The sequence below is a fragment of the Actinomyces slackii genome (assembly GCF_900637295.1).
In the GTDB taxonomy this organism is placed as follows: domain Bacteria; phylum Actinomycetota; class Actinomycetes; order Actinomycetales; family Actinomycetaceae; genus Actinomyces; species Actinomyces slackii.
The window spans coordinates 239,282-262,458 of sequence record NZ_LR134363.1; the positions used below are offsets into that span (position 1 = coordinate 239,282).

A 23,177-nucleotide genomic window follows, 5' to 3' on the forward strand; every position below is an offset into this window, starting at 1 on the left:
GGTGCTTCCTTGGGCTCTGGCGGTTGGTGGTGGGGCGCTCCGGGGCGCGGAATCAGGAGAGGAGGGCGCCGGGAGCGCAGGGCTCCCGGCGCTCTCCCCGTGCTGCCGACTCCCCGTGCTGCCGAGTGGGCGGAGCAGGGCTCTTAGCCCAGGAAGCCGGTCCAGCGCCCCAGGATGCCGATGATGAACATCCCCAGGATGATCCACAGGGCGTTGACCTTCTTGTTGAGCAGCCACATGCACAGGAAGGTCAGCCCCAGGGCGGCCAGGCCGGGAAGGAGCTGATCCAGGATGTCCTGGAACGTTTGGGTGTCGGGGATCCCGGTCTCCGGATCCGTCACGGAGGTGACCACGGCGGGGAAGTTGATGTTCGTCCACTTGGACACCAGCGCCCCCATGACGAACAGACCCATGATCGCCGCCATCTGGGTGATCTTCTTGAGCTGTCCGCCGCCGACCTCGGTGACCATCTCGGTACCGCGGTTGTAGCCGAGCTTCAGGCCGTACCAGCGCGTGGCGATGCGCAGAACGTTGATGCCCACGAAGAACAGCAGCGGGCCCACGAGGGAGCCGTTGATCGCCAGGGAGGCCCCCAGGGCGGCCAGCACGGGGCGGGCCGTGCCCCAGAAGATGGGGTCGCCCACACCGGCGAGCGGTCCCATGAGGCCGATCTTGACGTTGGTGATGGTGTCCTCACCGATGTCCTCGCCCTTGGACTTCTGCTCCTCCATGGCGGCGGTGACGCCGAAGATGACCGAGGAGACCCAGGGGTGGGTGTTGTAGAACTCCAGGTGCCGCTTGAGCGCGGCGGCCTGAGCGCTCTTGTCATCGCGGTAGAACTTCCGGATGGCGGGCATGAGGGTGTAGCACACGCCCATGGCCTGCATGCGCTCGAAGTTGAAGGAGCCCAGCAGGAAGGTGGAGCGCCAGTACATGCGGCGCAGGTCGCGGTTGGTGAGCATCTTCTCCGGAGCGGCCGGAGCATTCTGGGTGGTCATGATCGTTTACTCCGTTCTCGCTCAGTCGAGCTCGTCGTCCAGGTCGTCGTCCAGGTCGCTGCTGGAGCCGCCGCCCGCGGGCGAGGCCGCGGTGGGCAGGCGCACGGCGTCGTGGAACTCGGGGTTGAGCTGGACGTAGATGACGGCCAGGCAGGCGCCCAGGATGCCCAGGCCCACGAGGGTGACACCGGTGGGCGCGGTGGAGATGACCCAGTTGGCCATGACTCCCTTGCCCTGCGGGTCGCTGACCTCGCCGCCGCCGGCCATCGTGGTGGCGAAGGTGGCGAAGACGAAGCCCAGGAAGAAGAAGGGCATGAGCTTGCGGGCCTTCATCATGTTGATGACCATGGCGTAGCCGACCACCACGATGAAGCCTCCGGCGATGTTCAGGCCGTCGGAGATGACGACGGGGATGGCCTCCAGGGCGTTCTTCACGGCATCGCCGGAGGCCAGTGCCGCCACGGCGGCGGTGGGCACGGCCACGCGCAGGCCCTGAAGGCCCAGGGCGAGGAAGTGCATGGCGGCGATACCCCGGTAATTGACCTGTTCGGCGTACTTATCCGCTTGGTGGGCGAAGAAGATCGCGATCGTTCTCACGAAGATCGTCAGCGCCTGCCCGGCCACGGCCAGGGGCACGGCGACGCCGATGGCCGCCGTGATCGCGGCCTTGGTCGTTCCGCTGTCGCCGACGGAGGCCACGGCGATGACGGTGGAGACGGTGGAGGCCAGGGCGGCGTCGGGGGCCATGGCGGCGCCGACGTTCATCCAGCCCAGGGCCAGCAGCTCCAGCGAGCCGCCGACCATGATGCCGATGGTGGGCTCCCCCATGGCGATGCCGGTCAGGGTGCAGGCGACGAGCGGACGGTGGAACTGGCGCTCGTCCAGGACGCTGGCCATGCCCGCGACGAAGGCCACGAGCGTCACCAGGATGATCTGGATCAGGTTGATGTCTTGCACGGCAGGACTCTCTCAGTGGTGGACGGTTAGGGGTGAGGGGTGCACTCCGCCTGCCCGCGCGGCGCACGGCCGCCAGGCCTATTCAGTGGGATGCACGGGAGGTGCGGGCTCCGCGGAGCCTCGGAGGAACTCGGTTCGACGGCGTCGAGCCGTGGGCGGAGCCGCCTTGATCAGCCCTCGGCTCAGAGCATGCCCTTGGCCTTGAGCGCGGCCATGAGGTCGGAGCTGGAGGAGGAGGGCACCTGCTGGATGTACTGCTTGATGCCGCGGGAGTCGATCTCCTTGAAGGCCTCCACGTCCTCGGGTGAGACGTAGACCGCCTGGGAGAGCTGGCTGGTCCCCTGCTTGAAGGTCATGCCGCCGACGTTGACCTCCGGGGCCTGAACCCCCAGGTCCAGGAGTCGGACGATGTCGGCGGGGGTCTCCACGACAATGACGGCCTTGAGGCTCTCGTACTTGGCGTTCTTGTAGACGCGGGCCGCCTTCTCCACGCCCAGGACGTGGACCTTGACCTTGCCGCCCCCGGTCTGGAGCATGAGGGTCTTGCGCAGCTCGTCATTGGCGGCGCCGTCGGACACGGCGAGGATCGCCTCCGCCCCCAGGGCGCCTGCCCAATTGTTGGCGACCTGACCGTGGACCAGGCGGGAATCGATACGCAGGAGCTTGATGTCCATCAGAGCTCGTCTCCTTCATCATCATCAGAAGTAGTGGTGGGTACGAAAACCTCGGAGAGGATCTTGACGCCGTCGACGCCGGCGCTGCGGGCGGCCTCGACCAGCTCGGGCATACCGGCTCCGCCCAGGCGTCGGGAGAGAACCTCCACCAGCATGGGCAGGTTGACGCCGGTGACGACGTCGCAGTCCTCACGGGCGGCCCCGAAGCGGGCGGCGGCGTTGTAGGGGCTGCCCCCGAAGAGGTCGACGAGGAACAGGTGCTCCTGGCTGGAGGAGGCCTCGACGGCGGAGGTGTACTTGGCCAGCAGGTCATCCGGCCCCTCGGAGGGGTCGAAGGTGACTGCGGTGATGTCGTCACTTGGGCCGACGATCATGGCCGAGGAGGCCAGAAGACCTTCGGCCAGGTGTCCATGAGCGGCAATGATCAGGGAGACCATGGGCGGGAACCTTTTCCATCCTGGCTGCTGCGGTGCAGTCCGCAACAGCGACGGTTGTTGCAGGCCCACCGTAGGGAGGCTGAACAGCATCCCCCAAGAAACATCCCTACCAGTTACGCCCAGAAACACACACAACCAACACTGGTAACTCGCGTTAGCGAGCGAAAACAAGGAGTATTGCGCCTAACCAGGCAGTTTTGCCTCCACCAGGATCAAACATGCACCCCTCGGATCGCTAAGTATGTCGTACGTCACACACTAGGACTAAAGTCCCATGTCTGGGTCTGGCACGCATTTTGTTTGATGGCAGTTGGAGGGGGGAGCGGCCTGCGCAGTGCGCAGCACCAGGCGGGTCGAGAGCGCCGAGGGGGCGAGCGCGCCCCGGGCCAGTCGCGGATCGTGGGGCCAGCGGTGGACCGCGAGGATTATCAGGACAATAGGGCGACAACAGGGTCGGAGGTCGAGCGGATGGGTGGGTCTCATCGCCGGGCCTCGCAGGCGCGCCTCGGCGTCGCAGGCGCACCTCGGCGTCGCAGGCGCACCTCGGCGTCGCAGGCGCACCTCGGCGTCGACGACGAGGGTTTGCGTAGACGACGTGACTTTGCGTCATGTGCCGATGTGCGGACCTCAGTCGGATGACGCATACCCTCGTCCGGTACGCAGACCCACGTCCGACGCCGCCCGGTCCGCCCGCCATCCCGGCGACGTCGCTGCTGGCGATGCCCCATGACGCCCCGCCCGGCTCACCCGCCGTCCCGGCGACGTCGCCGCCGGCGATGCCCCATGACGCCCCGGCCGGCCCGCCCGCCTGCGGCGCTACGGGCTCGTGCTCGCGGCGGCCGCTGGGGGCCGGGGCATGGGAACGGGCCTGAAGGGAGCCTGTCCGACGCCGGCCCCTCAGGTCCGGGGCACGTTGCGCTCGATCTCCGCCAGCCAGGCGGCCGCCGAGGCATCCGAGGGCATCCGCCAGTCACCGCGCGGGGACAGCGAGCCCCCGGCCACGACCTTGGGCCCATTGGGCAGCGTGGAGCGCTTGAACTGGTTGGCGAAGAACCGCCTGCAGAACAGCTCCAGCCACTGGCGGATCTCCGGGAGGGCGTAGGCCACCCGCTCGGCCTCGGGCAGCCCCGGCGGCCAGGCCCCCTGTGAGGCGTCCGACCAGGCCTTCTCCGCCAAGAAGGCGATCCGCGAGGGGCGCGAGCCGCGGCGCAGCACATGCCACAGCGTGAAGTCCTGGAGCGCGTAGGGGCCGATCCGGGCCTGCGTGGACTGAATGGGCTCACCCTCGCCGGCCGGGACGAGCTCGGGGCTGATCTCCGTGTCCAGGATGGACAGAAGCGTGCGCCCCACGGCGTCGTCGAACAGCTCCTCAGCCACCACCCAGCGGATGAGGTGCTGGATGAGGGTCTTGGGGATGCCCGCGTTGACGCCGTAATGGGACATCTGGTCCCCCACCCCGAAGGTGCACCATCCCAGGGCCAGCTCGGAGAGGTCTCCGGTTCCCAGCACGATGCCGCCGCGGTGGCCCGCGATGCGGAACAGGAAGTCGGTGCGCAGCCCCGCCTGGACGTTCTCGAAGGCGACGTCGTAGACCTCCCGCTCGGTCATGCCCTGCGGCGGTCGCCCGGTGGCGGCCAGGACCCCGTAGGGGTGGCCCATCTCGGTGAGCATCCGGGTGGCGGTGGGGCGGATGTCCAGCTCCTCGAAGTGGCAGCCCAGGCCGCGCGCCAGCTCCTCGGCATTGGCCCGGGTCCGGGCGCTGGTGGCGAAGCCGGGCATCGTGATGGCGTGGATATCGGAGCGGGGACGGCCCAGGCGGTCCATGGCACGGGCGGCCACGATGAGGGCGTGGGTGGAGTCCAACCCGCCGGAGACGCCGATGACGATCTTGGGCAGGCCGATGGCCTGGAGGCGCTGGACCAGGGCAGCGACCTGGATGCTGTAGGCCTCGTAGCAGTCCTGGGCCAGGCGTGCCGGGTCGTCGGGGACGAAGGGGAAGCGATCGACCTCGCGGCGCAGGCCGATATCAGTGCGCGGCAGGAGCATCTCCTCGCGTCCCAGCACGTGGCGCCGGAACCGGGAGGGATCGCAGAAAGAAGGCCCCCAGGAGCCGTCCCCCGCACCTCGGGCCGAGAGGGTGGCGGCATTGTCCCCGAAGGTGCCCTGGCGCAGGCGCTCGGCGCGCAGACCCTCGATGTCCACGTCCACCACGGTGGCCCGGGGCCCATCCGGGAAGCGCTCGGTCTGGCCCAGCAGAGTCCCGTTCTCATAGACGAAGGTCTGCCCGTCCCAGGCCAGGTCCGTGGAGGACTCGCCCTGACCGGCGGCGGCGTAGAGGTAGGCCGCCAGCCCCCGGGCCGAGGAGGCGCGCGCCAGGAGCCGGCGGTCCTCAGCGCGGCCCACCGTGATGGGCGAGCCGGAGATGTTGACCAGGACGGTGGCGCCGGCCAGTGCCGCGACGGAGGAGGGCGGGACGGGCACCCACATGTCCTCGCAGACCTCCGCGTGGAAGACCAGGCCCGGGACGTCCTCGACCTCGAAGAGCAGGTCGGAGCCGAAGGGGACGCGCGCACGCGGCCCTCCGGCGTCAACAGATCCTGCCGCTGCCCCGACCGCACCGAGCGCGACCCCGGCCGCGCCGCCCTGCTCCACGCCCGGCAGCGAGATCATCCCCTCGGCGCCGGGCAGGGCGTCGCCGGGGGCGAAGTGCCGCTTCTCGTAGAACTCTCGGTAGGTGGGCAGATAGGACTTGGGGGCGACGCCGCGCACCCGTCCGCCCTGGATGATGACGGCGCAGTTGTAGAGGCGGTCGTTGTGGCGCAGCGGCGCGCCCACGACGAGCGCCGGCAGGAGCTCGGCGCTGGCGGCACGGATCGTCTCGATGGCCTCCAGGGTCTGGCTGAGCAGGACGTCCTGGAGGAGAAGGTCGTCGATGGCGTAGCCGGTCAGGCACAGCTCCGGGAATGCGGCCAGGCTCACGCCCTGCTGGGACAGGGAGCGGGCCTGGTCGATGATGGCCCGGGCATTGGCGGCCGGGTCGGCGATGGCCACGGGCAGGGTGACGGCGGCGACGCGGGCGAAGCCCTGGTCGTAGGCGGAGCGGAAGGAGATCGTGGGATCGGGGCCACGGTCCCCGTCTCCCTCTGCGCCCGCCGGGTCCTGCGTGCCCCGGCGAGTGGAGCGGCTGTCACGACTGGCGCCCCGCGCGGCGTCGTCGTCCTGCATGACGTCCTGCGCGATGTCCTGATCGGCATCCCTGCTGCGGTCGATGGAGTTCACGCACCGATCCTGCCATGCCCGAAGACTGCCCGCCCGAGCGGATCACCGCGGCGCTCGCCCGCGGCCCTCAGCCGTGGTCGTCAGCCGCGGTCTTCGGGGGCGGGCATGGCGATGAAGGCGAGCAGGTAGACGACCCACATGGGACCGGGCAGGAGGGCCAGGAGGAGCACGGCGGCCCTGACGCCCCACACGGGCGCATCCCAGGCCTCGGCCAGGCCTCCGCATACCCCGCCCAGGAGGCGGTGACGGCGCGATCGGGGCGGCAGCCTGTCAAGGAAGCCGCGCTTGTCATCTGAGTTCCGGTAGGCATCGGAGGGATAGCTCTGTGTCATGCCCCGAGCCTGGCTCAACGCGCCGCCCAGAACCATCCGGGAACCCCCTGAAACATCCCCGATGCGCAGCGGGACCGGCCCCCGTCCCGCCTCCTCCGGCCCTATCCGGTCCCGCCCGGCCCCTCCGGCCCTATCCGGTCCCGCCCGGCCCCTCCGGCCCTGTCCGGCCCCCACCGCAGGAATGCTGGCGGCGTCGGCCCAGCCCCTCCGGCTCTGTCCAACCCCGCCCGGCCCTGCTCGGCCGTGCCACCCTGACCAGCCTCGCTCGCCTCCGCCCACCCCTTTCCGGCCTCGCCCGGCCCCGCCCGACCCGGGCGGGAACGTTCCATGTGACGTGAGTTGCCGCACATGCTAACGCGCGTTATTGTGGGTGACGCCATCACTAACGCGCGTTAGTGCGTGTTGGCTGTTCTCACCTCATCGAAGGAGCTGATATGAGAAGGATGACCCGCCCCCTGAGCGCCCTGGCCGTCCTGGTCCTGGCCATCGCCGGAGCGGCACTGCCGAGCGGCACCGGCTCCGCTCAGGAGCCCGAGGGCGAGCAGTGGCGCCCCACCGTCCACTACACCCCCGAGCGCAACTGGATGAACGACCCCAACGGCCTGGTCTACTACGACGGGGAGTACCACCTCTTCTACCAGTACAACCCCGAGGGCTCCCAGTGGGGGAACATGTCCTGGGGCCACGCGATCTCCACCGACCTGGTCCACTGGAAGGAGCAGGAGGTCGCCATCCCCTACACCGATGAGTACGGGGTGTTCTCCGGCTCGGCCGTCGTCGACCATGAGAACACCTCAGGACTGGGCAGCCGCGACAACCCGCCCATGGTGGCGGTGTGGACGCGCGCGGACAACGCCTCGGGCAACCAGTCCCAGTCCCTGGCCTACTCCACGGACAAGGGCCGCACCTGGGCGCTGTACAACAACGGCGACCCGGTCCTGGACATCGGCTCAACCGAGTTCCGCGACCCCAAGGTCTTCTGGGATGAGACCTCCTCGCGCTGGACCATGGTGGTGGCGCACTCCACCGAGCACAGGGTCTCCTTCTACTCCTCCCCGGACCTCATCCACTGGACCGAGGAGTCCTCCTTCGGCCCGGAGGGCGACACCTCCGCCGTATGGGAGTGCCCCGACCTCTTCCCCCTGCCCGTGGACGGCGACCCGCAGCGCACCAAATGGGTCCTGGTGGTCACGCTGGGCGACTCCGCCCAGTACTTCGTCGGCGACTGGGACGGCTCCACCTTCACCCCCGATGAGGAGATCCCCCACTACGACGGCTCGGAGGGAGCCATCCTGGCCGACTTCGAGGACGGCTACGGCTCCTGGAAGCCCCAGGGCGAGGCCTTCGGCACGGCGCCGGCCACCGGGGACCTGCCCGGGCACCTGGGAGCGGGCTACGTGGACTCCTTCGGGGCCGGCGATCACCAGACCGGCTCCCTGACCTCTGAGGAGTTCACGATCTCCGCCCCCTACATCAACGCCCTTGTCGGCGGCGGCGACCACCCCTACGACCCCGCCGCTACCGGGGACAACGGCGGAGGCACCCTCCTGGCCGGGTTCGACGGCTCCTGGGACGGGTGGACCGTTGAGGGTCAGGCCCTGGGAGACGCTCCAGCCACTGGTGCGCACCCCGGCCAGCAGACCATCGTCAACCAGCAGGGCAGCGGCCTGCTCAACACCTTCTACGACACGGCCACCGGCCAGGGGACGGATACCACCACCGCGACCGCCACCTCCCCGGAGTTCACCATCGACCAGGACTACATCAACCTCCTCATCGGCGGCGGGGCCAAGCCGCGCGCGCAGCAGGAGGGCCCCGCCGTCGTCGAGCTCCTCGTCGATGGCAAGGTGGTGCGCAGCGCCACCGGGAAGAACCTGGAGGAGCTCAACTGGCAGACCTGGGACGTCGCGGACCTGAAGGGCGAGAAGGCCACCATCCGCGCGGTCGATGAGAGCACCGGGGACTGGGGCCACGTCCTCCTGGACGAGGTTCGCCTGTCCAACCGCCCCGCCTCCCCCTTCCCCTCCAACACCTCCCTCAACGTCGTGGTCGACGGGACGGTGGTGGCCTCGACCACCGGGAACGGATCGGGGAGCCTGCAGTGGACCAGCATGGACGTCAGCGCCTACCAGGGCCGCACCGCCACGCTCGTCATGCAGGACAACAACGCCACCGCCAACTGGGGCCATTTCATGGTCGACCAGATCATCGCCTCGCGGACCAAGGCCTTCTCCGGGGCCGACGTCGTCCCCCGGCTGGATTACGGGCGCGACTACTACGCGGCCGTGACCTGGAACGACGCGCCCGATGGCCAGCGCTACCAGATCGGCTGGATGTCCAACTGGGACTACGTGCGCTCACTGCCCACCACCACCTGGCGCTCGGCCATGTCCGTGGTGCGCCGCCTGTCCCTGAGCACGATCGACGGCAGGGCCCAGCTGGTCGCCGAGCCCGTCGAGGCCCTGGAGAAGCTGCGCACCGGCAAGGAGGTCTCGCTCTCGGAGGTCACCATCCCCGAGGGCACCACGCCCCTGAAGCAGGCCAAGGGCAGGGCGCTGGACATCACCGTCGCCCTGGACCCCGGTGATGCCGAGGTCAGCGGGCTCAAGGTCCTCCAGGGCAAGGACGACTACACCCTCATCGGCTACGACACCGCCGGCCAGCAGGTCGTGGTCGACCGCTCCCACTCGGGGATCACCGACTTCTCGCCCTCCTTCCCCGGGCGCAGCGCCGTGCGGGTCCCCCTGGACGATGAGGGCCTGGTTCGACTGCGGATCATCGTCGACGCCCACTCAGTGGAGGTCTTCGCCGCCGACGGCTCGCGCGTCATCACCGACACGGTCTACCCCGACCAGGACTCCCTCGGCGTGGGCTTCTACGCCGAGGGCGGCGAGGCGAGGGTCGAGTCGCTGAGCCTCTGGCACCTGCGGGCCCCCTAACCCTGAGTCCGCCAATTTGCGTGAGTTCGTACTTTTCCGGGCCCGGAAAAGTACGAACTCACGCAAATTGGCGGAGTCAGGGGTGGATCAGGCCGAGTTGCGGCGCACGAGACGGCCGGGCAGGAACGTGGTGGCCGGAACCTCCCCGCCCGCGATGAGCGTCAGGAGATGATCCACGCCCACGCGCCCCATCTCCTCGAAGGGCAGGGCCACCGTGGTCAGGGCGGGATGGAGCTGGTCGGCGATGAGCTCCTGGTCATCGATCCCGATCACGGCGACGTCGTCGCGCACCCGCAGCCCCCGCTCGCGCAGGGCGTCGTAGGCGCCCATGGCCATACGGTCGTTGCCGCACAGCAGCGCGGTCATCCAGGGGTCGGCATCCATGAGGGCGCAGGCGGCCGCGTACCCGCCGCGGGTCGTACCGTGGCCGACGGCCGAGCGCACCGTCTCCCACGCGATCCCCGCCTGGGCCAGGTACTCCTCGCAGCCGGCCCGCCGCCCGGGGGCGGCCTCGCCGTCGTCGGCCAACTCGATGACGCCGATATCGCGGTGATGCCCCTCCAGCAGCGCCTGCGCCTCCAGGCGCCCCAGGGAGTACTCATCGGGGCGGACCTCGGGCAGGCCCGAGCCGGGATCGGTGCAGTGGACCAGGACCGTGGGGATCTCACGGGCCTGGGGCGGCATGCTCACCTGGCAGTGCCAGCCAGTGGCGTAGATGATGCCCTCCACCCTGGCCTTGAGGAGGGTCTCGAAGGCCTCCGGGTCCTCCTCGCCGCTGGGGGTGGTGGGCACGATGAACAGGGAGTACCCCGCCTGACGGGCCGCGTCCTGAACCCCCCGGATCGTAGCCGAGCCCAGCGGGCTGGTGACGATCTCGGAGACCAGGCCGATCTGGCCGGTGCGCCGTGAGGCCAGGGCGCGGGCGGCGTCGTGGGGCCGGTATCCGAGCTCCCGCGCGGCCTGGCGGATCTTCTCCCGGGTGCTGGCGGGGATGCGGACATCCGAGCGCTCGTTGAGCACGAAGGACACCGTGGTCCGCGAGACGCCGACGGCGCGGGCCACATCCTCCATGGTGGTCTTACGGGGGGTTCTCACCACTCTCCTTGCGCATCATTGCCTGTCCCATGGCCGGTAGGGGCCGGTGGAGAAGATCGCGGGCTTCCGCGGGACGGAGTGAACCATACAGGCACCGCGTGATGACGCATACGTCTCCGATGCGCCCACCGGCCGATCCCGGATGGAATACCCTGCCCCATGTGACAACTTCCACTCCCCTGCCCCAGGATTTCACCATCCACGCCGTTCTATGGGACATGGATGGCACCCTCATGGACTCCCAGCCGCTGTGGGACGAGTCCTTCATCCGCCGCTGCACGGCGCTTGGCGGGAGCACGCCCCCCGAGCTGGTGGCCGAGCTGACCGGGGCATCGATCCGCCGGGCGCGCGAGATCATCGCCGCCACAGGCATCGCCGCCTCCTGGGAGGACCCCCTCACCCAGGAGGTCTTCGAGACCATGGCCCGCGATGTCCGGGAGGCGGTCGCCGCCCGCCCTCCCCTGCTGCCCGGCGCGCGCGAGATCACCTCCGCCCTGGCGGAGATCGGCCTGGCCCAGGCCATCGTCTCGGCCTCGCCGCGGCCCATCGTCGAGCGGGTGGCGGCCGAGCTCGGCGATGTCTTCTACACCCTGGTCACCGGGGACGACGGCGCGGGATCGAAGCCCGACCCTCTCCCCTACGCCACTGCCGTTGAGCGCCTGGGCATGGATCCCGGGGAGTGTGTGGTGGTGGAGGACTCGGCCACCGGGGCGGCCTCGGCGCGGGGCGTGGGCATCCATGTGGTGCAGATCGGCCCGCGCAAGCACTTTCCCGCCGACCCCGGGCTCGTGGTGGTGCCCGATCTGGCATCCATCACCCCGCATCTGCTCCTGTGGGCCGCGCGCTGACGCCCGGGCCCCTGGGAGGCGGGCGGGCCGACCACTGGGCCGGCCCGCCGGTCGGGGAGGCCGAGCGGGCGGGTCAGGCAGGTCAGGCCGCGGCGGGAACCTCGTCGCGGCCCCACTGGGCCTTGAGGGAGTCCACGTAGAGGCGGATCTCCTCGATCAGGCCCGTGGCCAGGGAGTCGGCGGCGCTGGAGCCAGGGGTGGTGGTGCACAACCACTGCAGCTGCAGGCCGTCGGACAGGGCGACCAGCGTGCGGGCCACCAGGCGCGAGGGCATCTCCGGATCGACTACACCGGCCTCCTTGCCCATCTCGAAGCACGACTCGAAGCGGTCCACCGCCTGGGCCAGGTGGCCGGCCATCCACTCATGGGCGGGGTGGGCGGCGTCCAGGACCGACACGGAGGTGGCGGTGTAGATGGCCACGAGCTCGCGGCGCTCGACGTTCTTGGCCAGCAGCTCGACGTAGCGCTCCAACTGGTCCCAGGGGTCGGTCACCTCGCCCTCCTGGCCCATGACGTCGATGGTGTCCTGCTGGTCGCGGCGCTCGAGCACCTTGGCGAAGAGTGCGTCCTTGGAAGAGTAGTGGTGGAGCAATCCCGCCTTGGAGATATCGGCGGCAGCGGCGATATCCGCCAGCGAGGTGCCCGCGTAGCCGCGCGCGCCGAACAGCGCGACCGCCTCGTTGAGGATCCGTTCGCGCTTGTCCTCGCTGCCCGCTCGGGGGCGGCCCGGACCACGACGCCGGGCAGGGCTCTCGGGTGCGCTGGGACTGCCGCTGCTGCTCATGCCTGCATCATGTCACCATCATGCAAACTCAATGCAACACTGAGCAGGCAATTTTCTGAGAAATCGACCGGCAGGACGGATGCGGCGCGGGACTGTGACAATCGTGTGGCATGGTTGTGACCAAGACAACTTATCTGACTCGCCGAGTATCCCGCTCCCAGATGCTGTCGGCCTCGACGTCATCGCCCCCTGCGCCCACCTCTTCCCGGAGGAATCATGACCGACCCGAGCTCCGCCGTCGCCACACCCATCGCCCTGCCCGCCGGGGAGCCCGGACCACGGGTGGATGCTCCCTGCGGATCGGTCAGGGGACTGTGGCGCGATGTCTCCCACGCAGGCCGTCGGGCGCGCTTCACACGCTCTGCCGCCTTCTACGGGATCCCCTACGCCCAGGCGCCTGTCGGACGCCGTCGGCTCATGGCCCCGGTGCGCGCCGAGACCTGGAGTGGGGAGCTGGACGCCACCGTGCCGGGCCCCACACCTCAGAGGGAGTCAGCCTTCGAGGATCCGGCCATTCCCGAGCCGACCATGCTCGGCCAGGGCATCCTCAACCTCAATGTCTTCACCCCGGCGCCGGGGCGGGAGGCGGGCCTGCCGGTCTACGTGTGGATTCATGGGGGCGGCTGGATCTCGGGGAGCCACAACAGCCCCTGGTACGACGGCGCCGCCTTCAACCGCGATGGCGTGGTGACCGTCTCGGTGGCCTACCGTCTGGGATTCGAGGGATACGGCTGGGTGGAGGGGTCGGACGCCCCCGACAACCGGGGCGTCCTGGATCAGGTGATGGCCCTGGAGTGGGTGCGGGAGAACATCGCGAGCTTCGGGGGCGATCCGAGCCGCGTGACCGTGGGCGGGCAGAGCGCCGGGGGAGGCAATGCCATGATCCTGCTGGGGGTGCCGCGCGCCGCCGGCCTGCTCCACGGGGTGATCAGCGAGTCGGGGGCGGTGCCGCGGCGGGATGCGGCCACCGCCCAGCGCCACTCCCGGGATCTGGCGGCCGCCATCGGGGTGGAGGCGAGTCTGGAGGGCTTCTGCTCGGTGCCCTATGAGGAGGTCTTCACCGCCACCTTCCGCCTGGACGAGCAGGGCTCCCTGCCCGACGACGACGGGGCCGGAGCCGCTGGTCCCGACCCGGTGGCGGCGGCCCGCCGGGCGATCATGGGGGTGCCGACGGCGCCGGCCTTCGTGCCGGTGGTGGACGGGGAGGTGATACCCGAGCCGATCGAGCAGGCGCTGGCGGCTGGGGCGGGAGCGGAGGCCCCGGTGCTGGTGGGCTCGACCACGCATGAGTTCACCGTCGCGGGCCTGGCCTATGAGGAGGTCATGGCCGGCCGGGATGCGCACCAGGTGCTGGTGGAGGCGGGGATGGGGCCGGAGCTGGCGGAGCGCTACGCGGCGGCGCATCCCGAGCACGCCGATGCGCCTCACCTGCTGCTGGGGGACCTCATCTCCGATTCGACCTTCCACATGCCGCTGGTGGACTGGCTGGAGCGGCGGGAGCGAACCGCTGCGGCGGGTGAGCCGGGCACGGCAGGCGGAGTGGACGCGGCAGACGAGCCGGACGGGCCGAGCGGGGCGGGCGAGCCGGGCGGAGCGGGCGCGGCAGGCAGGGCCGCCCGGTCCTGGGCCTATGAGTTCGCCCGCCCCGGACCACTGGGGATGGCCACGCACTGCATGGAGCTGCCCTTCGCCTTCGACTGCCTGGCCCACCCCTACTGCGAGCGCACGCTGGGAGACAGACGTCCGGGCGACGAGGCGCTGGCCGAGGCGATGCACGCCGACTGGGTCCGATTCATCACCACCGGGGACCCCGGCTGGGAGGACTGGGGACAGCGGGGCCTGGGCCGCCGCTACGGGGATGCCCGAGGCGCCGCTCCCGAGGGGAGCACGAGAGCCGCGGCCGCGGGCTCCGGGGCCAACACCGAGGCCGACACCGCGGCTGACACCACCGGGGCGGGGGCCGGGGAGCCGGAGGAGGCCGTGATCGAGGACCTGCCCGTCTTCGCCGTCGAGCGCGAGATCCTCTACCTGAGGGCAGGGCAAGGACGTGATGAACGTGCCTATGCGTAGCGGACGTGGGTTTGCGTCATCCGACTGGGGTTAGCACAGGGGTGATTGACGCAAAGGCTCGTCCGGTACGCAGACCCTCGTCGTCGGCGCGGAGGCACGCCGCCGGCGCGAAGGCACGCCGTCAGCACGAAGCGGTGCCGGCCCGCTTACCGCGGACCGGAACCGCCCGAACTCGCACCGCCTGGCCTTGCGCCGAGTGGACTCGGCCTGGACCTCACAGACTCACAGGGCGGAGGCCGCCGACGGCGCTGAGCGGACCGGCTCGCCCTCGGCGCGCAGGCTCAAGCCCGCCTCGCCCGCCGTCATCCCATCCTGCATCCCCAGGGAGCAAGCCTGGGAGCGCGGCACTCCAGCCGTGAGCCGCTCCAGCTAGCCAGTCGCCTAGATCTTACGAACTGACCCTTGACAACATACATCGATACTCGTTAGTCTAATAACCATCGATATATTGACTCGTTCGACTTCAAAGGAGATGACGATGACGACACTGATCCCTCTCTCTGGATTCCTCGGTGCAGGGAAGACCACCTTGATGCTCGCCGCCGCCCGACACCTCGAGAGCCAAGGCTCCCGAGTCAGCGTCATCACCAACGACCAGGGCGAAGAACTAGTAGACACTCACCTGGCCCAGCAGGTGGACGGGATACAGTCCGTCTCCGAGATCACCGGAGGCTGCTTCTGCTGCCGCTTCGATGACCTTGTGAACACCCTCATGACGGTCATCGAGAACAAGCACCCTGACATCATCCTGGCTGAGGCCGTCGGCAGTTGCACGGACCTTCAGTCGACCGTCGTGCGCCCGCTGCGGCAACTTCACAGCGCACAGCTCAGCATCGCCCCTCTAACCGCCGTCGTCGATCCAGTCCGATACCGAGCCCTGTGGCGGTCCGAGGATGAGCGCGACGCCGAGTCCGATCTGGCATACCTATTCCGGCATCAGCTCGACGACGCCGACATCATCGTGATAAACAAGACCGACCTCGTTGCCGACCAGGGAACAACACTAACCTCCGAACTGCAGAAGAACTTTCCTCACGCACAGGTCGTGGCGACCTCGGCAGCAACAGGACAGGGCGTCGAGTCCCTGGTGGCGCTGTGGAGCGCCTTCCGCCCCCAGGAGGAGCACCGCTCCTTCGAGATTGATTACGATCGTTACGGCGGCGCTGAGGCTGAACTCGCGTGGGCGAACCAGACCTTCACCACGGACGCCAAAAATTCTGACTCGTTCCAGCCCGCGCAGTGGGCCCACACCTTCCTGACCGCCTTGGGAGAGGAGACAAGGGCTCAGGACGCCGTAGTCGGCCATGTGAAGCTTCGCTCCCAGAACCGCGAGGGCGCCGTCAAGGCGAGTTTGACCGCTGATGAACTGGTGACCTTTGACGAGAAGCACACGCTGCCTTCAACGAGCGCCTCATGGACGCTCAACGCCCGGGTCGCCGTGCCTCCGGCGGAGATGGACAAGGCCATCTCTATCGCAGTTCTCCATGCCGATCGCCGACACGGCACCCTCACCGGCCAACCGACTGGTGCCACCTTCCAGCCCTCCTACCCCACTCCTACTTACAGGCTGTAGAAATTGGCGCAACCGCGTCATGATCCCGCCAGGAAACAAGTCAGGCCACCCCAACACCAAAGGAAACTCATGGACACTACTTCCAATCACGGACACCTCTCCTCCCTAGAACAGTTGAGGCACGACTTTCCGACCATCACCGCCGACAGTGACATCTATCTCGACTCCGTCGCCTCGTCGCTGACCCCCATGCCGGTTGTCGATGCGATGACCGAGTACTACACGCGATACCGAGCGAATATTCACAGGGGGACCTACGACCTCTCCATGAGAGCGTCGGAGCGTTACGAGGACGCCGTTGCCGCCGTCGCCCGGTTCATCAACGCCAGCCCTTCCGAGATCGCCTTCACCCAGAACACCACTCACGCCATCAACATCATCGCCCATACGCTCGACTTTACCCCCGGGGATGAGATCGTTCTCACGAGCATCGAGCACACCTCGAACATGGCGCCCTGGGTATCACTGGCCTCCGCCAAGGGGCTCGAGCTCAAGTGGTACAACGCTGGCCGCGACGGCATCGTCGACGCCGAGGAGCTCGCCGCCCTCATCGGCCCCCGCACCAAGCTCGTCACGATGACCGCGCTGTCGAACGTCCTTGGCACCGTCACGCCCATCGAGGCCGTCGGCAAGGCCTGTCGAGCGAACGGGACGATGTTCATGGTGGACGCAGCACAGGCCGCACCGCATGTGCCACTGGACGTCCGCCGCATCGACTGCGACTTCCTGGCCTTTTCCGGCCACAAGATGCTCGGCCCCACGGGAATCGGCGTGCTGTACATCCGTGAGGCGCTAGCCCTGGAGATGATGCCTGGCATGCTTGGCGGAGGCACCCTCGACACCGCCAAGTGCGACTGCCCATCTCTGGAGGAGTGCAGTCTCGACTACTGCTCTTACAGCGAGTTGCCGGACAAGTGGCAGCCCGGCACTCCTCCGATCGCTGAGGCCTTCGGCCTGCATGCGGCTATCAGATACATCGAGGAAGTCGGCATGGATGTCATTGAGCGGCACGACCGCGCTCTGACATCACGATTCATGCGATCCCTGGAGCAGATCCCCGGAATCGACATCTACGGGCCGAGCAACCCGGAGCAGCGAATGGCCGTTGTTTCCTTTAACGTCGGCGACATCGACCCGAACGAGATCGGGCGAATCCTCAACGAGCGCTACCACATCGCTGTACGGACTGGTCAGCATTGCGCGGTCAACTACTTCAATGACGTTGCCGGGCACCCAGGATCGTCCGGGAACGTCCGAGCGAGTTTCTACCTCTACAACACCGAGGACGAGGTCGATGCCGCGGCGTCGGCCATCTCTGAGATCAGCGCCAAACTGATCCGTTCATGACGGGAGTGAATCCATGACACGAATTCAGATCCTTGAGCGTCCCTGCTGCGGTCCGGGTCAGGGTCACAAGCTCGCTGAGTTCCTCCGCGAGCACGCATGCTGCGGCGACACCATCGAGTACATCAACCTCGAAGAGGACGGAGCGCCCACCACAGCCCTGTCTGGGGCCGTTATGTCCCACATCCTTAATGGGGCTGCACTGCCCCTTCTCGTGCGCGACGGCATCGTGGTCAGCGCAGGCTCACTGCCTAATCTTCTCGACGCAGTGGACCTGCTCGATCCGACATCGCCTGCGACTCCGCGCACCCCGCTCCCTCTTCACCAGACCACTTCCTCCGGCTCCGGCTGCTGTTAAGAAAGGACCCTGCCATGAACATCGATGTCTACATTCTCAACTTCATGTCTCGGGAGGCTATCCTGGGCATCAACCACCCGGACCTGACAGAGGCGACAGTTCATAGCCTCGACCTCAATGCCGACTCGGACCTTCCTACCGCCGTCATCCGTGCCATGTCACTACGAGGCGCTGACACCTTCCCACTGACTCTCGTCAACGGTCATGTCGTCAAGAGCGGCGTTGCGCCGACGCGAGAGGAGATTGACTCCTGGAAGGCCCTGGGCGTCACTGAGTCCATCGCACTCGTGACCGAGGCACGATCCGCCGTAGAGTTCAACGGTGCGGCGCGCGTGCACATCAGCCTCGATGTCGCTGACGTCGCAGCCTCCATCCCGTTCTACTCGGTATTGCTTGACTGCCCCCCAACCAAGGTCAAGGACGATTATGCCAAGTTCGAGCCCGCTGAGCCCAGCCTCAATCTCAGCATCAACCAGCACGAGAAAGTCACCTCTTCGTCTGGCCACTACGGCATCCAGGTCAAGTCCACCACGGAGGTCAGCAAGGCTCGCGAGCGTTTGGCGGCCGCTGGGTTCGCCATCACCGAGGAATCCGAGACCGCCTGCTGCTACGCCGTGCAGACCAAGGTCTGGGTGGTCGACCCGGACGGGAACATGTGGGAGGTCTTCGTGGTCACCGAGGCTGAGGCTGACGAAGGCTGCGGCCCTGACTGCATCTGCTTCCAGGAGCTCGAGCGCAGCTACGTGCAGGCATCAGAAGCACTCACCGCACACTGATCGGTCAGAAGGGACAGCCCAGGTATGACAGCCACTGACCGCTCCACTGATCCGGCGCACCTCATCATCGACACCTACGACCGTCTCGCTGCCGGCGGCAGCAGCAACCTGTGCTGCTCGGCGGAAACAATATATTCGTCCGAGCAACTGGAGTTCCTCCCTGACGAGGTGCTGAGACTGTCCTCCGGATGCGGACATCCCATCGACGAGGCCTATATCGATGCAGGTATGACCGTCGTGGACATCGGGTCGGGGGCCGGAGCCGACTGTCTGCTTGCTGGCCTGCGGGTCGGGCCCACGGGTCATGTCATCGGCGTCGATCCGAGTCCTGCCATGCGTGAGGTCGCCGAGCGCAACCGCGACGCGAAGAATATGCCGTGGGTCGAGTTTCGCGCGGGCACCAGCACCGCGCTCCCCATCGAAGACGGGCAGGCCGACCTCGTGGTCAGTAATTGTGTCCTGTCACTGTCGCAGGACCACGCGGGCACATGGAGGGAGATCGCTCGAGTTCTCAAACCAGGGGGCCGGGCACTCGTCTCCGACATCATCGGAGGCGGCGAGGAGAGCCTCGAGAGCAAGACGCGCTGCGAGACCGGCATCTCCTGGCCGCGTTACCGCACCCTCCTTCACGACGCGGGTCTGGACGGCCTGAGAGTCATCAACGCGAGCACCGTCCGTTTCAAGGACACCGCACTGGCAACCAGCCTCACGCTGAGCGCCAGACGAGCCACCGATAGGCCGCACTGCGCTGTCGACGTCATCCACGACGACGCACACACTCGGGAGGCACGCGAGCTCGTGGGAAGGTTGGGTGCGAGTTCCCGGGATGCCTCAGCGCCCACCGTCGAGGTCCGACTCCTGAGTATGACCGCTCGGGGAGACCGCGACATCATCGCACTGATCGCGGACGGGCAGCCCCAGGCTCCGTTGACCATCTTCACGGACGGTGCGAGATCAGCACGGTTGAGCCTCATCGCCCCAGCACCGCCGCCAGGTCGTGATGTCTAGTGAGGAATCATCACGCCATGATCAGTCGGATCCCTGCATACTTGACTGTATGACGCTCTCACCGCCAACTGAGCTCGAGACGGACTCGGCGGAGGCCTCCGAGGACAGATTCGCGACCCTCGCCACCACAGCGCGGGCGCTCGGCGACCCTGTCCGTCTCGCAGTGTTCACCTGCATCGCCTCAGCCTCAACAGAGATCTGCGTGTGCGACATCATCAACTCCTGCGGTCGCAGTCAGGCAACGATCAGTTATCACCTCAAGAAACTGCGAGAAGCCGGCCTCGTCGTTCCCCGCAGAGAGGGCACGTGGATCTGGTATCGGCTCAACGAGCCCGTCTTCAAGCAGTTCAGGGACGCAGTGGCATCTCTGACCTCCCGGTCCGCCACAACGACACAGGATCCCACATGCTGCACTTCCTGACGCAGGGGTTGGGCCGAGGGGTACGCCCGGCGGCTGGCGAATGAACGTGCCTATGCGTAGCGGACGTGGGTTTGCGTCATCCGACTGGGGTTAGCACAGGGGTGATTGACGCAAAGGCTCGTTCGGTACGCAGACCCTCGTCGTCGGCGCGGAGGCACGCCGCCGGCGCGAAGGCACGCCGCCGGCGCGAAGGCACGCCGTCAGCACGAAGCGGTGCCGGCCCGCTTACCGCGGACCGGCACCGCCCGAACTCGCACCGCCTGGCCTTGCGCCGAGTGGACTCGGCCTGGACCTCACAGACTCACAGGGCGGAGGCCGCCGACGGCGCCGAGCGGACCGGCTCGCCCTCGGCGCGCAGGCTCAAGCCCGCCTCGCCCGCCGCGCGCTCGACCACCACGGACTGGCCGTCGGCGACCTCCCCGGCCAGGATCATCCTGGCCAGGGCGTCCCCGATCTCGCGCTGGACCAGTCGGCGCAGGGGCCGCGCCCCGTAGGCGGGGTCGTAGCCCTCGTCGGCCAGCCAGCTGCGGGCGGCATCCGTGACCGACAGCTCCAGGCGCCGCCCAGCCAGCCGCTCGCCCATGCGGGCCAGGGCGATGTCCACGATCCTGCCCAGCTCCTCCTTGCTCAGCGCCTCGAAGACGATGGTGTCGTCCAGCCGGTTGAGGAACTCCGGCTTGAAGGAGCTGCGCACCACGCTCATGACCTCCTTGCGCTTCTCCTGCGGACTCAGCAGGGGGTCGATGAGGAACTGGCTGCCCAGATTGGAGGTCAGCACGAGGATGACATTGCGGAAGTCCACGGTGCGGCCCTGGCCATCGGTCAGGCGGCCGTCGTCGAGCACCTGGAGCAGGATGTCGAAGACCTCCGGATGGGCCTTCTCCACCTCATCGAGCAGGACCACCGAGTAGGGGCGTCGCCGCACGGCCTCGGTGAGCTGGCCGCCCTCCTCGTAGCCCACGTACCCGGGAGGGGCGCCCACCAGTCGAGCCACCGAGTGCTTCTCGGAGTACTCCGACATGTCGATGCGCACGATGGCGCGCTCGTCGTCGAAGAGGAACTCGGCCAGGGACTTGGCCAGCTCGGTCTTGCCCACGCCGGTCGGCCCCAGGAAGAGGAAGGAGCCGGTGGGACGGTCGGGGTCGGAGATGCCCGCTCGCGAGCGCCGCACCGCATCGGCGACGGCGGACACGGCCGCGCCCTGCCCGATGAGCCGCTCGCCGATGGCCTCCTCCATGGTCAGCAGCTTCTCGGTCTCGCCCTGCAGGAGGCGCCCCACGGGGATGCCGGTCCACGAGCCCACGACCTCGGCGATCTCACCGGCACCGACCTTCTCGGCGATCATGGGCGGCGCGGCCTCGGTGGCACCGGCGGCGTCGTCGGCCTCGGCCTGGCGGATCTGGCGCTCCAGGGAAGGCATCTCGCCGTAGCGCAGGCGCCCGGCCTCCTCGAAGTCGCCCTCTCGCTCGGCCTTCTCGGCGCGGGTGCGCAGCTCGTCGAGCGCGGCCCGCAGCTCGCCGACCTTGTTGTGCCCGGCCTTCTCGGCCTCCCAGCGGGCGGTCAGGGCCGCCAGCTCCTCGGAGGCGTCGGCCAGCTCGGCGCGCAGCCTCTCGAGCCGCTCGGCGGTGGCGGGGTCGGCCTCGTCCTGGTCGATGGACTCGTCGAGGTAGGCCTCCTCCATGCGCATGCGGTCCACCCGACGGCGCAGCTCGTCGATCTCCACTGGGCTGGAGTCCAGCTCCATGCGCAGGCGGGAGGCGGCCTCATCGACCAGGTCGATGGCCTTGTCGGGCAGCTGACGGCCGGTGATGTAGCGGTCGGAGAGGGAGGCGGCGGCCACGAGGGCGCCGTCGGAGATAGTGACCTGGTGGTGGGCCTCGTACTTGGGGGCGATGCCGCGCAGGATGGCGACGGTGTCCTCGACGCTGGGCTCGCCGACGAAGACCTGCTGGAAGCGGCGCTCCAGGGCGGGGTCCTTCTCGACGTGCTCGCGGTACTCGTCCAGCGTGGTGGCGCCCACCATGCGCAGCTCCCCGCGGGCGAGCATGGGCTTGAGCATGTTGCCGGCATCCATGGCCCCCTCGGAGCCTCCGCCGGCCCCCACGACGGTGTGCAGCTCGTCGATGAAGGTGACGACCTCGCCGTCGGAGGAGGCGATCTCGGCCAGGACGGCCTTGAGTCGCTCCTCGAACTCGCCGCGGTACTTGGCCCCGGCCACCATCCCGGACAGGTCCAGGGCGATAAGGCGCTTGCCGGCCAGTGAGTCGGGGACGTCGCCGGCCACGATCCGCTGGGCCAGGCCCTCGACGACGGCGGTCTTGCCCACTCCGGGCTCCCCGATGAGGACGGGGTTGTTCTTGGTGCGCCGGCTCAGGACCTGGATGACGCGGCGGATCTCGGCGTCGCGGCCGATGACGGGGTCCAGGCGCCCGGCCCGGGCGGCCTCGGTCAGGTCGGTGCCGTACTTCTCCAGGGTCTTGTAGGTGCCCTCCGGGTTGGGCGAGGTCACGCGGGCCTGGCCGCGCACGGCGGGCAGGGCGGCGCGCAGGGCCGGGGCGGTGGCACCGGCCTCGGCCAGGGCGGCGGCGATGGTGCCCGGCTCGGCCTCGGTGGAGGCCAGGCCGATGAGCAGGTGCTCGGTGGAGATGTACTCGTCGCCCAGGTCCTTGGCCTGCTCGCCGGCATCCTCCAGGGCGCTCAGGAGTGCCCTGGAGGCCTGGGGCTGGGTCATGCTGGAGCCCGAGGACGCCGGCAGCCGGCTGAGGATGCGCCGTGCCGCGGCGCCCACGGCCTGGCGGGCGGAGGCGTCGGGGACGACGGTGGCCAGCAGGCCGGCGGCGACTCCGCCCTCCTGGGCGAGGAGCTCGACGAGGAGGTGGGCGGGGGTGATCTGGGGGTTGCCGGCCGCGGCGGCAGCCTGCATGGCCCCGGAGATCGCCTCCTGTGACTTGGTGGTGTAATTGGTGTCCATGGTTGTCTCCCTTGGTGGTGACGGCTGGTATCTGGACACTCCAACCTACGCAGGGTTGAGTCTATTCCGCTCAACCTTGATCGCGACGCTGGCGAAGGCGGTGACCCCTCTCACGACGGCGTCCGGGCGACCTCAGGGGTGGAGGTCCGGCCCAGCAGCCCGGCCCAGCAGCCCGGGCAGGATGCTCGACCAGGTCGCCGAGGCGGGCGCCATGGGGGCCAGAGGAATAAACCACATATCAAACTGCCCGCAGGAGCGCACAGACAGTGATCATTCCGTTACGCTCTGGACCGAACGGCGCACTGCGCAACGC

General features: G+C 68.5%; 17 protein-coding genes. 8 read left to right on the plus strand and 9 right to left on the minus strand.

The annotated features are described in order from the left end of the window. Positions 1-143: 143 nt before the first annotated feature. The 6 genes from EL266_RS01020 to EL266_RS01045 form a co-directional block, all read right to left on the minus strand. A complete protein-coding gene (locus EL266_RS01020) occupies positions 144-998 on the minus strand; it encodes a PTS system mannose/fructose/sorbose family transporter subunit IID (protein ID WP_026427815.1) in 855 nt (284 codons plus the stop codon). A gap of 21 nt (positions 999-1,019) precedes the next feature. Next, a complete protein-coding gene (locus EL266_RS01025; RefSeq protein WP_026427814.1) occupies positions 1,020-1,955 on the minus strand; it encodes a PTS mannose/fructose/sorbose transporter subunit IIC in 936 nt (311 codons plus the stop codon). Positions 1,956-2,137: 182 nt separating this feature from the next. Beyond that, on the minus strand, positions 2,138-2,629 hold the full coding sequence (locus tag EL266_RS01030; protein ID WP_026427813.1) for a PTS system mannose/fructose/N-acetylgalactosamine-transporter subunit IIB: 492 nt from the start codon (positions 2,627-2,629) through the stop codon (positions 2,138-2,140). Continuing rightward, positions 2,629-3,066, minus strand: a complete 438-nt coding sequence (locus tag EL266_RS01035) for a PTS sugar transporter subunit IIA (RefSeq protein WP_026427812.1) — start codon at positions 3,064-3,066, stop codon at positions 2,629-2,631. Before EL266_RS01035 ends, EL266_RS01030 begins: the two co-directional genes overlap by 1 nt. An 897-nt stretch (positions 3,067-3,963) precedes the next feature. Next, positions 3,964-6,291 (minus strand): NAD(+) synthase, encoded by a 2,328-nt coding sequence (locus tag EL266_RS01040; RefSeq protein ID WP_026427811.1) that lies wholly within the window; start codon positions 6,289-6,291, stop codon positions 3,964-3,966. A 134-nt stretch (positions 6,292-6,425) separates the two neighbouring features. After that, positions 6,426-6,677, minus strand: coding sequence for a PspC domain-containing protein (locus tag EL266_RS01045; RefSeq protein WP_026427810.1), 252 nt, complete (start codon positions 6,675-6,677; stop codon positions 6,426-6,428). A gap of 434 nt (positions 6,678-7,111) precedes the next feature. Between EL266_RS01045 and EL266_RS01050 the strand changes: the two genes are divergently transcribed. Beyond that, entirely contained in the window at positions 7,112-9,616 is a 2,505-nt protein-coding gene (locus EL266_RS01050; RefSeq protein WP_051281405.1) for a GH32 C-terminal domain-containing protein, read from the plus strand. A gap of 87 nt (positions 9,617-9,703) precedes the next feature. On the opposite strand, the gene EL266_RS01055 is transcribed toward EL266_RS01050, so the two are convergent. After that, positions 9,704-10,687: a LacI family DNA-binding transcriptional regulator gene (locus EL266_RS01055; RefSeq protein WP_034515525.1), complete on the minus strand. Its 984-nt coding sequence runs from the start codon at positions 10,685-10,687 to the stop codon at positions 9,704-9,706. Positions 10,688-10,830: 143 nt separating this feature from the next. Between EL266_RS01055 and EL266_RS01060 the strand changes: the two genes are divergently transcribed. Further along, on the plus strand, positions 10,831-11,559 hold the full coding sequence (locus EL266_RS01060) for an HAD family hydrolase (RefSeq protein ID WP_084501076.1): 729 nt from the start codon (positions 10,831-10,833) through the stop codon (positions 11,557-11,559). Between the two features lie 82 nt (positions 11,560-11,641). Here EL266_RS01060 and EL266_RS01065 read toward each other — a convergent pair whose 3' ends face one another. After that, positions 11,642-12,343: a TetR/AcrR family transcriptional regulator gene (locus EL266_RS01065; RefSeq protein ID WP_034515523.1), complete on the minus strand. Its 702-nt coding sequence runs from the start codon at positions 12,341-12,343 to the stop codon at positions 11,642-11,644. 216 nt (positions 12,344-12,559) lie between these two features. Here EL266_RS01065 and EL266_RS01070 point away from each other — a divergent pair, with 216 nt between their 5' ends. From EL266_RS01070 to EL266_RS01095, 6 genes are all read left to right on the plus strand, one after another. Continuing rightward, positions 12,560-14,413, plus strand: a complete 1,854-nt coding sequence (locus EL266_RS01070; RefSeq protein ID WP_051281403.1) for a carboxylesterase/lipase family protein — start codon at positions 12,560-12,562, stop codon at positions 14,411-14,413. Positions 14,414-14,891: 478 nt separating this feature from the next. Then, on the plus strand, positions 14,892-15,986 hold the full coding sequence (locus EL266_RS01075; protein WP_051281402.1) for a GTP-binding protein: 1,095 nt from the start codon (positions 14,892-14,894) through the stop codon (positions 15,984-15,986). 69 nt (positions 15,987-16,055) lie between these two features. Next, positions 16,056-17,333, plus strand: coding sequence for an aminotransferase class V-fold PLP-dependent enzyme (locus EL266_RS01080; RefSeq protein ID WP_026427805.1), 1,278 nt, complete (start codon positions 16,056-16,058; stop codon positions 17,331-17,333). Positions 17,334-17,702: 369 nt separating this feature from the next. Beyond that, entirely contained in the window at positions 17,703-18,464 is a 762-nt protein-coding gene (locus tag EL266_RS01085; protein ID WP_051281401.1) for an ArsI/CadI family heavy metal resistance metalloenzyme, read from the plus strand. A gap of 24 nt (positions 18,465-18,488) precedes the next feature. Then, a complete protein-coding gene (locus EL266_RS01090) occupies positions 18,489-19,472 on the plus strand; it encodes a methyltransferase domain-containing protein (RefSeq protein WP_051281400.1) in 984 nt (327 codons plus the stop codon). A gap of 49 nt (positions 19,473-19,521) precedes the next feature. Continuing rightward, the gene (locus tag EL266_RS01095) at positions 19,522-19,893 is read left to right on the plus strand and encodes an ArsR/SmtB family transcription factor (RefSeq protein WP_084501072.1); all 372 of its coding nucleotides are present in this window, start codon (positions 19,522-19,524) and stop codon (positions 19,891-19,893) included. A 301-nt stretch (positions 19,894-20,194) separates the two neighbouring features. On the opposite strand, the gene clpB is transcribed toward EL266_RS01095, so the two are convergent. Further along, the gene (gene clpB, locus EL266_RS01100; RefSeq protein ID WP_026427803.1) at positions 20,195-22,864 is read right to left on the minus strand and encodes an ATP-dependent chaperone ClpB; all 2,670 of its coding nucleotides are present in this window, start codon (positions 22,862-22,864) and stop codon (positions 20,195-20,197) included. Positions 22,865-23,177: the final 313 nt, after the last annotated feature.

Bases quoted from the DNA above. Each gene is read 5' to 3' on its own strand.
- EL266_RS01045 (WP_026427810.1), bottom strand. From the start codon at position 6,677: ATGACACAGAGCTATCCCTCCGATGCCTACCGGAACTCAGATGACAAG.
- EL266_RS01050 (WP_051281405.1), top strand. From the start codon at position 7,112: ATGAGAAGGATGACCCGCCCCCTGAGCGCCCTGGCCGTCCTGGTCCTG.
- clpB (WP_026427803.1), bottom strand. From the start codon at position 22,864: ATGGACACCAATTACACCACCAAGTCACAGGAGGCGATCTCCGGGGCC.
- EL266_RS01035 (WP_026427812.1), bottom strand. From the start codon at position 3,066: ATGGTCTCCCTGATCATTGCCGCTCATGGACACCTGGCCGAAGGTCTT.
- EL266_RS01020 (WP_026427815.1), bottom strand. From the start codon at position 998: ATGACCACCCAGAATGCTCCGGCCGCTCCGGAGAAGATGCTCACCAAC.
- EL266_RS01055 (WP_034515525.1), bottom strand. From the start codon at position 10,687: ATGGAGGATGTGGCCCGCGCCGTCGGCGTCTCGCGGACCACGGTGTCC.
- EL266_RS01040 (WP_026427811.1), bottom strand. From the start codon at position 6,291: ATGCAGGACGACGACGCCGCGCGGGGCGCCAGTCGTGACAGCCGCTCC.
- EL266_RS01080 (WP_026427805.1), top strand. From the start codon at position 16,056: ATGGACACTACTTCCAATCACGGACACCTCTCCTCCCTAGAACAGTTG.
- EL266_RS01090 (WP_051281400.1), top strand. From the start codon at position 18,489: ATGACAGCCACTGACCGCTCCACTGATCCGGCGCACCTCATCATCGAC.
- EL266_RS01095 (WP_084501072.1), top strand. From the start codon at position 19,522: ATGACGCTCTCACCGCCAACTGAGCTCGAGACGGACTCGGCGGAGGCC.
- EL266_RS01070 (WP_051281403.1), top strand. From the start codon at position 12,560: ATGACCGACCCGAGCTCCGCCGTCGCCACACCCATCGCCCTGCCCGCC.
- EL266_RS01065 (WP_034515523.1), bottom strand. From the start codon at position 12,343: ATGAGCAGCAGCGGCAGTCCCAGCGCACCCGAGAGCCCTGCCCGGCGT.
- EL266_RS01060 (WP_084501076.1), top strand. From the start codon at position 10,831: ATGCGCCCACCGGCCGATCCCGGATGGAATACCCTGCCCCATGTGACA.
- EL266_RS01085 (WP_051281401.1), top strand. From the start codon at position 17,703: ATGAACATCGATGTCTACATTCTCAACTTCATGTCTCGGGAGGCTATC.
- EL266_RS01030 (WP_026427813.1), bottom strand. From the start codon at position 2,629: ATGGACATCAAGCTCCTGCGTATCGATTCCCGCCTGGTCCACGGTCAG.
- EL266_RS01075 (WP_051281402.1), top strand. From the start codon at position 14,892: ATGACGACACTGATCCCTCTCTCTGGATTCCTCGGTGCAGGGAAGACC.